This window comes from Guyparkeria sp. SB14A (genome assembly GCF_005096345.1).
Classification (GTDB): Bacteria; Pseudomonadota; Gammaproteobacteria; order Halothiobacillales; family Halothiobacillaceae; genus Guyparkeria; species Guyparkeria hydrothermalis.
Window position 1 is genome coordinate 47620 of sequence record NZ_SWAW01000002.1, and the last position, 14655, is coordinate 62274.

Below are 14655 nucleotides of genomic sequence, written 5' to 3' on the forward strand. Positions count from 1 at the left end.
CCGGGGTTGTCACCGGGGTTCGGCGGGGCGATGACTCAACCTCGGCGGCCGGCCTTCGCGCCGATGCGCAGGCGCAGGGCGTTGAGCTTGATGAAGCCCTCGGCATCGCGCTGGTCATAGGCACCGGCGTCGTCCTCGAAGGTGGCGATGGCCGGGTCGAACAGGCTGTTGTCCGACTGGCGACCCGCCACGATCACGTTGCCCTTGTACAGGCGCAGACGCACGTCACCATTGACGTTGGCCTGGGTCGCGTCGATGGCCTTTTGCAGCATCTCGCGCTCGGGGGCGAACCAGTACCCGTTGTACACCAACTCGGCGTACTTGGGCATCAGTTCATCCTTCATGTGGGCCTCGCCACGGTCGAGCGTCAGCGACTCGAGTGCCCGGCGAGCCTTGAGGAGAATCGTGCCGCCCGGGGTCTCGTAGCAGCCGCGCGACTTCATGCCGACGTAGCGGTTCTCGACCATGTCGAGACGGCCGATGCCGTTGGCGCCACCCAGCTGGTTGAGCTTGAGGAGCAGTTCGGCCGGCGAGAGCTTCTCGCCGTTGATCGAGACCGGGTCGCCCTTCTCGAAGCCGATGACGATCTCGGTGGCCTCGTCCGGGGCACGCTCGGGGCTGACCGACCAGCGCCACATTTCCTCTTCCGGCTCCCACCACGGGTCCTCGAGGTTGCCGCCCTCGTAGGAGATGTGCAGCAGGTTGGCGTCCATCGAGTACGGCGACTTCTTGCCGGCCGCGGCGAAATCGACCGGGATGTCGCGACTCTCTGCGTAGTTCATCAGCTTCTCGCGGGAGTTGAGGTCCCACTCGCGCCACGGGGCGATCACCTGGATCTCCGGGTTGAGCGCGTAGGCGTTGAGCTCGAAGCGCACCTGGTCGTTGCCCTTGCCGGTGGCACCGTGGGCGACCGCATCGGCGCCGGTCTCGCGGGCGATGTCGACCAGGCGCTTGGCGATCAGCGGGCGGGCGATCGAGGTGCCCAGCAGGTACTCGCCTTCGTAGATGGCGTTGGCGCGGAACATCGGGAAGACGTAGTCACGGACGAAGGTCTCGCGCAGGTCGTCGATGTAGATCTCCTTGACGCCCATCTTCTCGGCCTTCTCGCGTGCCGGGTCGAGTTCCTCGCCCTGCCCCAGGTCCGCGGTGAAGGTGACCACTTCGCAGTCGTAGGTCTCTTCCAGCCACTTGAGGATCACCGAGGTGTCCAGGCCGCCGGAGTAGGCCAGAACCACCTTGCCGAGCTTCTTGGGGGCCGCGGGATTGCTCATCAGAACTCCTGATTTCGATTTGTGTTTGCGATGTGCGTGGCACGTGATCGCGCCATTATATAGACACCGCCGCGCCTTGACAGGGCATAGGGTTTTTCAATCCCCCGATTACACCACCACGAGCGGCGTCAATACGGCACTCGCCGCGCCACCGAGGGTCCGACAAAACGGCGTGAAACGGCTTGCCCGTGCGCTCGAACATAGGAAATCACGACGGAATCGCGCATAATGAGGCGCAAATTTAGGTCCGGTGCGACCATCGAAACCCCGCCCTGATGCGGTTTGCGAGGATTTCGAACGCACCCAACGACAGCTTTGAGGAGTGCTTGTGACCGATTACATCGATCAGGATCCGCAGGAAACCCGGGAATGGCTTGACGCGCTCGAGGCGGTTGTCAGCTTCGAAGGCACGGAAAAGGCCCGACACTTGATCGGCCACATGATCGAGCTGGCGCGCCAGCACGGCATCGACACCCCGTACGCCGCCACCACCCCGTACATCAACACCATCCCGCCCGAGGACGAGCCGCAGTATCCCGGCGACCGTCAGATCGAGCAGCGCCTGCGCGCCCTGATCCGCTGGAACGCGATGGCGATCGTGGTGCGAGCCAACAAGGAAAACTCGGTCGGGGGCCACATCGCCTCCTACCAGTCCAGCGCGACCATGTACGAGGTCGGCCTCAACCACTTCTTCAAGGGCCACGACCACCCGGAAGGCGCCGACATGGTGTTCTTCCAGGGGCACGTGGCCCCGGGCATGTACGCCCGGGCCTTCCTCGAGGGACGGATCACCGAGGAGCAGCTGCTCAACTTCCGCCAGGAGGCACACAAGGACGGGCTGAGCTCCTACCCGCACCCCTGGCTGATGCCCGACTTCTGGCAGTTCCCGACCGTCTCCATGGGCCTCGGCCCGCTGATGGCGATCTACCAGGCGCGCTTCATGAAGTACATGGACGCGCGCGGCTTCGGCAAGGTCAACAGCCGCAAGGTCTACGCCTTCCTCGGTGACGGCGAGATGGACGAGCCGGAATCCCTGGGCGCGATCGGCCTGGCCGTGCGCGAGAAGCTCGACAACCTGGTCTTCGTGGTAAACGCCAACCTGCAGCGCCTCGACGGCCCGGTACGCGGCAACGGCAAGATCATCCAGGAACTCGAGGGCAGCTTCCGCGGTGCCGGCTGGAACGTCATCAAGGTCATCTGGGGCCCGGGCTGGGACGAGCTGCTCGCCCGCGACAAGTCGGGCAAGCTGATCCAGCGCATGATGGAAGTCCCCGACGGCGAATACCAGGCCTACAAGGCGAAGGACGGCGGCTTCGTGCGCGAGCACTTCTTCGGCAAGTACCCGGAGACCGCCGAGCTGGTCAAGAACATGACCGACGACGAGATCTTCTCGCTCACCCGCGGCGGCCACAGCCCGCGCAAGATGTACGCGGCCTACAAGGCGGCCAACGATTGCAAGGGCAAGCCCACCGTCATCATCGCCAAGACCATCAAGGGCTACGGCATGGGCCCGTTCGGCGAAGGTGCGATGACGGCCCACCAGCAGAAGAAGCTCGACAACGAAGGCCTCAAGTACTTCCGCGATCGCTTCGGCCTGCCGATCTCCGACGAGCAGCTGGAAAAGGACGTTCCGTTCTACAAGCCGGACGACAGCCACGAGCTGATCAAGTACATGAACGAGCGACGCAAGGACCTGGGCGGCTACCTGCCTGCCCGCGTCGATCGGGCCGAGTCGATCCCGGCGCCGGACCTCAAGGCGTTCGACATGATCCTCAAGGGCACCGGCGAGCGCGAGATGTCCTCGACCATGCTCTTCGGTCGTATCCTCGCGATGATCCTGCGCGACAAGAAGCTCGGCAAGCGCGTGGTGCCCATCATCCCGGACGAGGCCCGGACCTTCGGCCTCGAGGGCCTGTTCCGCCAGGTGGGCATCTACGACCCGGCCGGTCAGCTCTACGAGCCGGTCGATGCCGACCAGGTTGCCTGGTACAAGCAGGCGGCCAACGGCCAGGTGCTGCAGGAAGGCATCAACGAGGCCGGTTCCATGTCCTCCTGGCTGGCCGCGGCGACCGCCTACGCCAACTACGGCGAGGCAATGGTGCCCTTCTACATCTACTACTCGATGTTCGGCTATCAGCGCATCGGGGATCTGGCCTGGCTGGCTGGCGACATCCGAGCGCGCGGCTTCCTGATCGGTGCGACCGCCGGTCGGACCACGCTCGAGGGCGAGGGCCTGCAGCACAACGACGGCCACAACATCATGATGTTCTCCGCCGTACCGAGCTGCCGCGTCTATGACCCGACCTACGGCTACGAGATGGCGATCATTATTCGTGATGGCCTCAAGGCGATGGTCGAGGAGAAGCAGGATTGCTACTACTACATCACGGCGATGAACGAGAACTACTCGCACCCGGCCATGCCCGAGGATGTCGAGGAAGGGGTTCTCAAGGGCGCCTACCGCCTGCGCGAGAGCAAGAAGAAGCTCAAGAACCGGGTGCAGCTGATGGGCTCCGGTACCATCCTGCGCGAGGCCGAGGCCGCCGCCGTCATGCTCGAGGACGAGTGGAAGGTCGCCGCCGACGTCTGGTCGGCCACGAGCTTCACCGAGCTGGCCCGTGAAGGCCAGGCCTGCGAGCGTCACAACCGCCTGCATCCGGACGCGGATCCCAAGACGCCGTACATCACCACGGCACTCGCCGAGCGCGAGGCCCCGGTGATCGCGGCCACCGACTACATCCAGGCTTACCCGGACCAGATCCGTCGCTTCGTGCCCGGCTCGTACACCACCCTGGGTACCGACGGTTACGGCCGCTCCGATACCCGGGCGGCACTGCGCCGGTTCTTCGAGGTCGACGCCGCGCACATCGTGGTCGCCGCGCTCAAGTCGCTGGCCGACGAGGGCAGCATCCCGGCATCCAAGGTCGGCGAGGCGATCAAGAAGTACGGCATCGATCCGGACTGCGCCCCGCCGATCGAGCGCTAAGACCCGCCACGCCCGCCATCGGTGACCGAATGGTCGGCCGGTGGCATGGCCCCATTCGATCCGACGCCTGCAGGACCTTGCGGGCGCGCATGCAACCTTTCATGGAGACAGGCTGATGGCCATCAAGTCGATCACCCTCCCCGACATCGGCAACTACGACAACACCCCCGTCATCGAGGTGCTGGTCTCGCCCGGTGACCGGGTCGAAAAGGAAGACTCGCTGATCACGCTGGAGTCCGACAAGGCCACGATGGAGATCCCGTCCCCCTACACGGGCGAGATCAAGAAGGTATTGGTCAAGGTCGACGACACCCTCAACCAGGGCGACCTGATCGCCGAGATCGAGGCCGACGACGAGGCTGAGGCGCCGGCGGCCGAGGAAAAGCCGGCCGAGGAGCCGGCATCCGAGGCACCTGCCGAGCAGAAGCCGGCCGAGCCGGAAACGCCGGCACCGGCTGCCGAAAAGGCTCCTGAACCGGCCGCCCCGGCTGCCGCTCCGGTCAATCGCCAGAGTGCCGGCGCAAAGTCACACGCTAGCCCGTCGGTGCGCCTGTTCGCTCGCAAGCTGGGCGTGGATCTCGCCAACGTAACCGGCACTGGCCCCAAGGGGCGGATCCGGCAGGAGGACGTCGAGGGCGCGATCAAGAAGGTGATGGAAGGCGTGGCCAAGGGCGGTGCCGCCACCGGGGCCGGCATCCCGCCCCTGCCGGAGATCGACTTCTCGCAGTTCGGCGAGATCGAGGAGCGTCCGCTCTCCCGGATCAAGAAGCTCTCGGGCAAGCACCTGTCGACCGCGTGGCTCAACATCCCGCACGTCACCCAGTTCGACGAGACCGACATCACCGAGCTCGAGGCCTTCCGCAAGTCGCTGAAGCCGCGGGCCGAGAAGGCCGGTATCAAGATGACGCCGCTGGTGTTCGTGTTGAAGGCGCTGGCGCACGTGCTGCGGGAATTCCCCAACATGAACGCCTCGCTCGCCCCGGACGGCGAGCACCTGATCGTCAAGAAGTACATCAACCTGGGCGTGGCCGTGGATACCCCGAACGGCCTGGTCGTGCCGGTGGTCCGCGACGTCGACCAGAAGGGCATCTTCGAGCTCTCCGAGGAACTCATGGAGATTTCGGCACGCGCCCGTGACGGCAAGCTCACCGGGGCCGACCTCTCCGGCGGTACCTTCTCGGTCTCCAGCCTCGGCGGGATTGGCGGCACGCAGTTCACGCCGATCGTCAACGGGCCGGAAGTCGGGATCCTGGGGGTTTCCAAGGCCAGCATGCAGCCGGTCTGGAACGGCTCGGAGTTCGAGCCGCGCCTGATGCTGCCGCTGGCCCTTTCCTACGATCACCGCGTCATCGATGGCGCCGAGGGCGCGCGGTTCATGACCACGCTCTCGCGCACGCTCACCGATCTTCGCGAACTGATGCTGTAAGGAGCGCCGGATGACCATCGAAACCATCAACCTGCCCGACATCGGCAACTTTGACGAAGTCGAGATCATCGAGGTGCTGGTCGAGGCCGGCGACACCGTCGAGGCCGAGGACTCGCTGATCACTCTCGAGACCGACAAGGCCACCATGGAGATCCCGGCCCCGGCCGCCGGCACGATCACCGAGATGCTGGTCGGCGTGGGCGACAAGGTGAGCACGGGCAAGCCGATCGCCAAGTACGAGCCGGCCGCCGGCGGCACCGGCGAGTCGAGCGACAGCGCCGATGCGCCCGCCGAGCAAGCGTCTGGCAGCGAAGACGAGGCGTCCTCCCCTGCCCCGGCCGCCGCTGCCGCCACCGACGAGAAGGCGGACGTCGAGTGCGAGGTCTGCGTACTCGGCTCCGGCCCGGGCGGTTACACCGCTGCCTTCCGCGCCGCGGATCTGGGCAAGACGGTGGTGCTGATCGAGCGCTACCCGGTCATCGGTGGCGTCTGCCTGAACGTCGGTTGCATCCCGTCCAAGGCCCTGCTGCACGTCTCCGAGGTCCTAAACGAGACCCGCTCGATGAGCGACCACGGGGTCACCTTCGCCGAGCCCAAGATCGATCTCGACAAGCTGCGCGGCTTCAAGGAAAAGACCATCAAGAAGCTAACCGGCGGGCTCGAGGCCCTGGCCAAGCAGCGCAAGGTCCAGATCGTGCGCGGCTACGGCCGTTTCGTCGATCCCCACCACGTCAAGGTGGTCGACGACGAGGGCAATGAGACGCTGGTGCGCTTCGAGCATTCCGTCATCGCCGCCGGCTCGCAGCCGGTAAAGCTGCCGTTCATTCCGCACGACGACCCGCGCGTGATGGATTCCACCGACGCCCTCGAGCTCGAGGAAGTACCGGGCAAGATGCTGGTGATCGGCGGCGGCATCATCGGTCTGGAAATGGCCCAGGTCTACGATTCGCTCGGTGCCGAGATCTCCATCGTCGAGCTGGCCGACACCATCATCCCGGGGGCCGACAAGGACCTGACGCGTCCGCTGCTGAAGATCCTCAAGAAGCGCTACAAGGACATCTTCCTGGGCGCGAAGGTGACCAACGTCGAGGCGAAGAAGGACGGTCTGCACGTCACCTTCGAGGGCAAGAAGACGCCGGAAACGGCTGTTTTCGATCGCATTCTCGTCGCCGTCGGTCGTGCTCCCAACGGCAAGAAGATCGATGCCGAGAAGGCCGGCGTGTCGGTCGACGAACGCGGCTTTATCGCCGTCGACGAACGCCAGCGGACCAATGTCGAGTACATCCACGCCATCGGCGACGTGGTCGGCCAGCCGATGCTGGCCCACAAGGCGGTGCACGAGGGCAAGGTGGCCGCCGAGGTCATCTGCGGCCTGCCGTCGGCCTTCACCCCGATGGGCATCCCCAGTGTCGCCTACACCGACCCCGAGGTCGCCTGGGCTGGCAAGACCGAGGAAGAGCTCAAGGCCGAGGGCGTCGAGTACGAGAAAGGCGCCTTCCCCTGGGCGGCCTCGGGCCGTTCGCTCAGCCTTGGCCGGGACGAGGGGCTGACCAAGGCCCTGTTCTGCAAAGAAACGCATCGTCTCCTCGGTGCCGGCATCGTGGGGCCGAACGCCGGCGAGCTGGTCGCGGAGGCCATGCTGGCCATCGAGATGGGCGCGGACATGGCCGATATCGGCCTGACCATCCACCCGCACCCCACCCTGTCGGAGACGCTCGGTTTTGCCGCCGAGATGGCCGAAGGCACGATCACGGACCTGTTGCCGCCCAAGAAACGCTGATCGGGCGCCGGCAAAGGGAGAAGGCCAGTGGAATACCTGTTGTTCGCCATCCTGGGGATGGTCGGTGGCGTGGCCGCCGGCCTGCTCGGCATCGGTGGCGGGCTGATCATGGTGCCGGTGCTGCTGATGATCTTTCCGACCATCGGCATCAGCGGTCCCCACCTGGTGCATATCGCGATCGGCACCTCGCTCGCCGCGATCGTCTTTGCCTCGATCACCTCGGTCTACAGTCACCACCGTCACGGTGGCGTGCTGTGGGGGGTATTCGCGCGTTTCGCCCCCGGGATGGCCCTGGGCGCGATCCTCGGCTCGACCGTGGCCCACTACCTGCCCGGTGACGTGCTGAAGATCGTGTTCGGGGTGCTCGAAATCGCGGTCGCGCTACAGATGGCCTTCGGCAAGACCCCGCCGGCGAGTCGGCAACTCCCCGGGATCGTGCCGCTGACCGGGGTGTCGAGCACCTTCGGGGCGATCGCCTCGATCATGGGCATGGGCGGCGGCGCCATGACCACGCCGTTCTTCCTCTACTGCAACATCACGGCGCGCAACGCGATTGCCACCAGCGCCTCGTTGACCCTGCCCACCGCGCTGTTCGGGGCGGCCGGCTACGTGGTCAGTGGCTGGACCATCGAGGGCCTGCCCGAGATGACGGCCGGTTACGTCTACCTGCCGGCACTGATCGGGATCGCGGTGTTCTCGGTGCTTTTCGCCCCCATCGGTGCCAAACTCGCGCAGATACTGCCGGCCCGGACGCTAAAGCGCATCTTCGCCTTCGTCCTAATGGGACTGGGCGTGCACATGATCCTCGCCTGAGCCGAGCCGACACCGATTTGCTCTTGACCTCGACACCCTTGGGGGGCCTGCATATGACAGCCAGCAAACGCATCGCGGTCTACCCGGGCACCTTCGACCCGATCACCTTTGGGCACGTCGATCTCGCGCATCGCGCCGCCCGCCTGTTCGACGAGGTGATCGTCGCCGTGGCTGGCGACTCGGGCAAGCGCACCCTCTTTCCGCTCGATAAACGTCGCTCACTGGCGGAACAGGCGATTGGTGAGAGTGACGGCAAGATTCGGGTGGCATCCTTCGACGGCCTGCTGGTCGAATTTGCCCAGGAAGTCGGTGCCACCGCCCTGGTGCGAGGCCTGCGGGCAGTCAGTGATTTCGAGTACGAGATCCAGTTGGCCGCCATCAACCGTCGGTTGAACAGCGAGCTGGAGACGGTGTTCCTCTCCCCGGCCGAGGATCTTGGTTTCATCTCCTCGAGTATCGTGCGGGAGCTCGCCCGACTCGGCGGCGACGTGGCCGATTTCGTCCCGCCGGCCGTGGTCGAGGCACTTGCCGACATTAACCGAGCGTGACACTGCGAAATTTGCCGGTCCGGCGCACCAAAGCCGGGTTTAGCTGTTATCCTATGCGGCATTAACCGACGAGATACTTGGGGAGGATTCCGCATGTCCCTGCTGATTACCGACGAATGCATCAACTGCGACGTCTGCGAGCCGGAATGCCCGAACGGCGCCATTTCCCAGGGTGACGAGATCTACGAGATCGCACCCAACCTGTGCACCGAGTGCGTGGGTCACTATGACGAGCCTCAGTGCGTTGAGGTCTGCCCGGTCGACTGCATCATCACCGACCCGGACAACGAAGAGACCGAAGACCAGCTGATGGACAAGTACCATCAGCTTACCGGCAGCTGATCCGGCTCCTGGCCCCAGGGGGCGATCGAGGAAACGCAAAAGGCCCGCCGTTTGGCGGGCCTTTTCACGTCTGGGTCACCTTGGGTGCCCACGAGCCGGGGCGCCGGGTCTCAGCCCGGTTGATCTACGCGCTCGCGAATGAAGGTCGCTACCGAGCCGAAGGTCTCGAACCACTCGGCATCGATCTCATCGTCGGACAACTGGATGTCGAAGCGGTCCTCGAGCGCGGTGAGCAGGAGCACCACGCCCATCGAGTCGAGCTCCGGAATCTCGCCGAACAGCCCGCTCTCCGGGGTGAAGCGCTGCTTGGGCCCGACAAGATCGAGTGTCTGGACGATCACGTCACGGACCGACACGAACAGCGGATCCCGTGCCGGGATGGCACTGGTGTTCGGCGTCATGCCCTCGCCTCGAGACGTTCGACCCCACCCATGTAGGGACGCAGGACCTCCGGCACGATGACGTCGCCGTTCTCGCACTGATAGTTCTCGAGCACCGCCACCAGGGTCCGCCCGACGGCCAGGCCGGAGCCATTGAGGGTATGTACCGGCTCGGGCTTGCCCTCGGCGTTACGGGTACGTGCCTGCATGCGGCGGGCCTGGAAATCGCGGGTGTTGGAACACGACGAGATCTCGCGATAGCGATCCTGACCCGGCAACCAGACCTCGAGATCGTAGGTCTTTGCCGCGGAAAAGCCCATGTCGCCGGTGCATAGCACCAACCGGCGGTATGGCAATCCCAGGGCGTTGAGGACCGTCTCGGCGTGCCCGGTCAGTTCCTCGAGGGCCCGCTCGGACTCGCCGGCCGGGACGATCTGGACGAGCTCAACCTTCTCGAACTGGTGCTGACGGATCAGCCCGCGCGTGTCACGGCCCGCCGCCCCGGCCTCGGAACGGAAGCACGGCGTGTGCGCCACCATCTTGAGCGGCAGCTCGTCCCGGTCGAGGATCCGGTCGCGCGCGAGGTTGGTCACCGGCACCTCGGCGGTCGGAATCAGGTACCACGGCGCGTCCCCCTCGAGGCGGAACAGGTCCTCGGCGAACTTCGGCAGCTGGCCGGTACCGAACAGCGAGTCGGCATGCACGATGAACGGCACTTGCACCTCGGTGTAGCCGTGATCGCGGGTATGCAGGTCCAGCATGAACTGGGCGAGCGCCCGGTGCAGTCGGGCCACCGGCCCGGACAGGGTGACAAAGCGCGCGCCGGTGAGCTTGGCCGCCGCCTCGAAATCCATGCCGGCCAGCCCCGCGCCCAGGTCGATGTGGTCGCGCACTTCGAAGTCGAACGACGGGATCTCGCCGACCGCGTGCATCTCGACATTGTCGTCCTCGCTCTCGCCAACCGGCACATCGTCGTCGGGCAGGTTGGGAATGCCGGCAAGAAAGGCGTCCAGTTCCTCGGCGATTTCGCCCAGCCTCGCCTTGGCGGCATCGAGGCGCTCGCCGAGCTCGCCAACCGCGGCGATCAGCGGCTGGATGTCCTCGCCGGCGGCCTTGGCCTTGCCGATCTTCTTGGACTCGGCGTTGCGCTCGGCCTGCAGCGACTCGGTCTCGACCTGCAGGGCCTTGCGCTCGGACTCGAGCGATTCGAAGCGCTCACGGTCGAAGGCAAACCCGCGTCGGGCCAGCCGCGCGGCGACATCGTCGGTTTCCTGGCGAAGAACTCGGGCGTCAAGCATGGGGAATCCAGCGGTTGCGAAGAACAGGCCGACCGGCACGCGTGCCGGGTCGACGCGTTAGGTCAGGCGAGGTACTCGACCTCGACGATCTCGAACGTCCGGGTGGTGCCACCCGGGGCATTGAAGGTGACCTCGTCACCCACCGACTTGCCGATCAACGCACGGGCGATCGGCGAATGGATCGAGATCAGGTTCTGCTTGATGTCGGCCTCGTCGTCACCAACGATCTTGTAGCGAATCTCCGAGTCGGTATCCAGGTCGAGCAGTTCGACCGTGGCGCCGAAGATCACCTTGTCACCCGGCGGCATGCGCGTGACGTCGATGATCTGCGCGTGCGACAGCTTGGCCTCGATCTCCTTGATCCGCCCCTCGACGAAACCCTGCTCCTCGCGGGCGGCGTGGTACTCGGCGTTCTCCTTGAGATCGCCCAGCTCGCGCGCCTCGGCGATCGCCGCGATGATGCGGGGACGCTCGACGCTGCGCAGTCGCTTGAGCTCTTCCTCCAGCTTGGCCGCACCGGCGGCCGTCATCGGGGTCTGGTTCATGCAACGCACTCCTTATGCAGGTCCTGCAGCCGGTTGACCGAGACCGGCTGGTGCAGGTACTTCAATGCCAGCGCCATGGCCTCCGCCCCGGCCAGGGTGGTGAAGTACGGGATACGGTAATGCAGCGCCTCGCGGCGGATCTCGTAGGAATCGCTACGCGACTGCTGGCTGTTGGAGGTGGTGTTCACGATCATGGCAATCTCCTTGTTCTTGATCATGTCCACCACGTTGGGCCGGCCCTCGGTGACCTTGTTGACCGTGGTCACGGCCAGCCCGTTCTCGTCGAGGAAACGCGCGGTCCCGCGGGTCGCCACCAGCGAGAAGCCCCACTCGACCAGTGCCTTGGCCACCGGCAGCATGCCCTTGTAGTCCTGCTTACGCACGGAGATAAACGCGGTACCCGAGAGCGGCAGCGAGTTGCTCGCCCCGGCCTGGGCCTTGGCGAACGCCTCGCCGAACTCGCGCCCGACGCCCATCACCTCGCCCGTGGACTTCATCTCGGGGCCCAGCAGCGGGTCGACGCCGGCGAACTTGATAAACGGGAACACCGCTTCCTTGACCGAGTAGAACGGCGGGATGCGTTCGGCGGTGATCCCTTGGCGCTTGAGGCTCACCCCGGCCATCGTGCGGGCGGCCACCTGGGCCAGCGGCACGCCGACCGCCTTGGAGACGAACGGCACGGTGCGCGAGGCACGCGGGTTGACCTCGATGATGTAGATGTCGTCGCCCTGGATGGCCACCTGGGTGTTCATCAGGCCGACCACGTTCAGCTCACGGGCCATTGCCTTGATCTGCTCGCGGACCCGATCCTGCACGGAGCGCGGCACGGTGTACGGCGGCAGCGAGCAGGCCGAGTCGCCCGAGTGGACGCCCGCCATCTCGATGTGTTCCATCAGCCCGCCGATCACCACGTCCTCGCCGTCACAGACGGCGTCGATGTCCATCTCGGTGGCATCGTCCAGGAAGCGATCGAGCAGCACCGGCGACTCGTTGGAGACCTTGACCGCGTCGCGGATGTAGCGCTTGAGCGATTCCTCGTCGTGGACGATCTCCATCGCCCGGCCGCCCAGCACGTAGGACGGGCGCACCACCAGGGGGTAGCCGATCTCGGCGGCCAGGTGAATGGCCTGATCGGCGGACTTGGCCGTGCGGTTGGGCGGCTGCTTGAGATCCAGCTTGTGGATCATGTCCTGGAAGCGCTCGCGGTCCTCTGCCCGGTCGATCGCATCCGGCGTGGTGCCGATGATCGGGGCGCCGGCCTTTTCGAGGTCGCGGGCCAGCTTGAGCGGCGTCTGGCCGCCGAACTGGACCACCACGCCTCGCGGCTTTTCGACCTCGATGATCTCGAGCACGTCCTCGAGGGTCAGCGACTCGAAGTACAACCGGTCGGAGATGTCGTAGTCGGTCGAAACCGTCTCCGGGTTGCAGTTGACCATGATGGTCTCGTAGCCGTCTTCACGCAGGGCGAGCGCGGCGTGCACGCAGCAGTAGTCGAACTCGATGCCCTGGCCGATGCGGTTTGGCCCGCCGCCGAGGATCATGATCTTGTCACGGTTGGACGGCTCGGCCTCGCAGAACGGCTCGTAGGTCGAGTACATGTACGCCGTCGAGGTGGGGAACTCGGCCGCGCAGGTATCGACCCGCTTGTAGACCGGGCGCACGCCCAGCGCGTGGCGATGCTTGCGCACGGTGCTCTCGGTCTCGTCGAGCAGCTTGGCCAGGCGGGCGTCGGAGAAGCCCAGGCGCTTGAGCTGGTACATCTGCCCGGTGCCGATCTCCTTGAGCTTGCCACCGCGCAATGCGTCCTCGGTGCGGACCAGGTACTCGATCTGGCGCAGGAACCACGGGTCGATGAACGAATGACGGTGGACACGTTCGACGTCGAAGCCGTGACGGAACGCATCCGCGACGTACCAGAGGCGATCTGCACCCGGCGAGTGCAGTTCGCGCACCAGCCGATCCTCGATGTCGTCGTCCGACAGGCTGCCCTCGAGCACCTCGTCGAGCCCGTCACGACCGATCTCCAGGCCACGCAGCCCCTTCTGCAGGGATTCGCTGAACGTGCGGCCGATCGACATCACCTCGCCCACCGACTTCATCTGCGTGGTAAGGCGGTCGTTGGCGGCGGGGAACTTCTCGAAGGTGAAGCGCGGGATCTTGGTGACCACGTAGTCGATGGTCGGCTCGAACGAGGCCGGGGTCGCGCCGCTGGTGATGTCGTTCTTCAGCTCGTCGAGCGTGTAGCCGATGGCGAGCTTGGCGGCGACCTTGGCGATGGGAAAGCCGGTCGCCTTGGAGGCCAGCGCCGAGGAGCGCGAGACCCGCGGGTTCATCTCGATGACGATCATGTCGCCGTTTTCCGGGTTGACCGCGAACTGCACGTTCGAGCCGCCGGTTTCCACGCCGATCTTGCGCAGCACCGCGAGCGAGGCGTTGCGCATGACCTGGTATTCCTTGTCGGTCAGGGTCTGCGCCGGGGCGACGGTGATCGAGTCGCCGGTGTGCACGCCCATCGGGTCGAGGTTCTCGATCGAGCAGATGATGATGGAGTTGTCGTTCTTGTCACGCACGACCTCCATCTCGTATTCCTTCCAGCCGAGCACCGACTGCTCGATCAGCAGCTCGTTGGTCGGCGAGAGGTCCAGCCCGCGACGGACCAGCTCTTCGTACTCCTCGCGGTTGTAGGCGATCCCGCCGCCGGTGCCGCCCATGGTGAACGACGGGCGGATGATCGCCGGGAAACCGATCTCCACCTGGGCCGCCACCGCGGCATCGAAGGTGTGCACGACGGTCGAGGCCGGCGTGGACAGGCCGATCTCGGTCATCGCTTCCTTGAAGCGATCACGGTCCTCGGCCATGTCGATGGCGTCCTGGCTCGCCCCGATCAGCTCGCAGCCGAAGCGATCGAGCACGCCGTGGCGGTAAAGGTCGAGCGCGCAGTTGAGCGCCGTCTGGCCACCCATGGTCGGCAGCACCGCGTCGGGGCGCTCCTTCTCGATGATCGCGCTGACCGCCTCCCAGGTGATCGGCTCGATGTAAGTCGCATCGGCCATCTCCGGGTCGGTCATGATCGTCGCCGGGTTCGAATTGATCAGGATGACCCGCAGGCCCTCCTCCCGCAGCGCCTTGCAGGCCTGGGCACCCGAATAGTCGAACTCGCAGGCCTGACCGATGACGATCGGCCCCGCGCCGATGATCAATACACTCTGGATATCGTTTCTCTTTGGCATGCTCGACTCACCTGCCAGCCATGGCTGGGCAGTTGG

The 14655-nt window shown here is 65.5% G+C and carries 11 protein-coding genes; 6 read left to right on the forward strand and 5 right to left on the reverse strand.

What is annotated here, in order from left to right; translation table 11 throughout:
• Nucleotides 1-35: 35 nt before the first annotated feature.
• Entirely contained in the window at nt 36-1271 is a 1236-nt protein-coding gene (locus FAZ79_RS01335) for an argininosuccinate synthase (protein WP_136866116.1), read from the reverse strand.
• 328 nt (nt 1272-1599) lie between these two features.
• Between FAZ79_RS01335 and aceE the strand changes: the two genes are divergently transcribed.
• From aceE to FAZ79_RS01365, 6 genes are all read left to right on the forward strand, one after another.
• Nucleotides 1600-4257, forward strand: a complete 2658-nt coding sequence (aceE, locus tag FAZ79_RS01340; RefSeq protein WP_136866117.1) for a pyruvate dehydrogenase (acetyl-transferring), homodimeric type — start codon at nt 1600-1602, stop codon at nt 4255-4257.
• 115 nt (nt 4258-4372) lie between these two features.
• Complete coding sequence (aceF, locus tag FAZ79_RS01345; RefSeq protein WP_136866118.1) at nt 4373-5683, forward strand: dihydrolipoyllysine-residue acetyltransferase; 1311 nt, start codon at nt 4373-4375, stop codon at nt 5681-5683.
• A gap of 10 nt (nt 5684-5693) precedes the next feature.
• Nucleotides 5694-7463 (forward strand): dihydrolipoyl dehydrogenase, encoded by a 1770-nt coding sequence (gene lpdA / locus FAZ79_RS01350; RefSeq protein WP_136866119.1) that lies wholly within the window; start codon nt 5694-5696, stop codon nt 7461-7463.
• Nucleotides 7464-7490: 27 nt separating this feature from the next.
• Entirely contained in the window at nt 7491-8276 is a 786-nt protein-coding gene (locus FAZ79_RS01355; protein WP_231505733.1) for a sulfite exporter TauE/SafE family protein, read from the forward strand.
• Between the two features lie 53 nt (nt 8277-8329).
• Nucleotides 8330-8824, forward strand: coding sequence for a pantetheine-phosphate adenylyltransferase (gene coaD, locus FAZ79_RS01360; protein ID WP_136866120.1), 495 nt, complete (start codon nt 8330-8332; stop codon nt 8822-8824).
• Nucleotides 8825-8917: 93 nt separating this feature from the next.
• Entirely contained in the window at nt 8918-9166 is a 249-nt protein-coding gene (locus FAZ79_RS01365; RefSeq protein ID WP_136866121.1) for a YfhL family 4Fe-4S dicluster ferredoxin, read from the forward strand.
• A gap of 110 nt (nt 9167-9276) precedes the next feature.
• On the opposite strand, the gene FAZ79_RS01370 is transcribed toward FAZ79_RS01365, so the two are convergent.
• The 4 genes from FAZ79_RS01370 to carB form a co-directional block, all read right to left on the reverse strand.
• On the reverse strand, nt 9277-9567 hold the full coding sequence (locus tag FAZ79_RS01370; RefSeq protein ID WP_136866122.1) for a phosphopantetheine-binding protein: 291 nt from the start codon (nt 9565-9567) through the stop codon (nt 9277-9279).
• Nucleotides 9564-10844 carry a serine--tRNA ligase gene (gene serS / locus FAZ79_RS01375; RefSeq protein WP_136866123.1) on the reverse strand — a complete coding sequence of 427 codons (1281 nt, stop codon included), beginning with the start codon at nt 10842-10844 and terminating at the stop codon, nt 9564-9566. The genes FAZ79_RS01370 and serS overlap by 4 nt, the downstream gene beginning before the upstream one ends.
• A gap of 62 nt (nt 10845-10906) precedes the next feature.
• Complete coding sequence (gene greA, locus FAZ79_RS01380; protein ID WP_136866124.1) at nt 10907-11389, reverse strand: transcription elongation factor GreA; 483 nt, start codon at nt 11387-11389, stop codon at nt 10907-10909.
• Entirely contained in the window at nt 11386-14619 is a 3234-nt protein-coding gene (gene carB / locus FAZ79_RS01385) for a carbamoyl-phosphate synthase large subunit (protein ID WP_136866125.1), read from the reverse strand. Before carB ends, greA begins: the two co-directional genes overlap by 4 nt.
• Nucleotides 14620-14655: the final 36 nt, after the last annotated feature.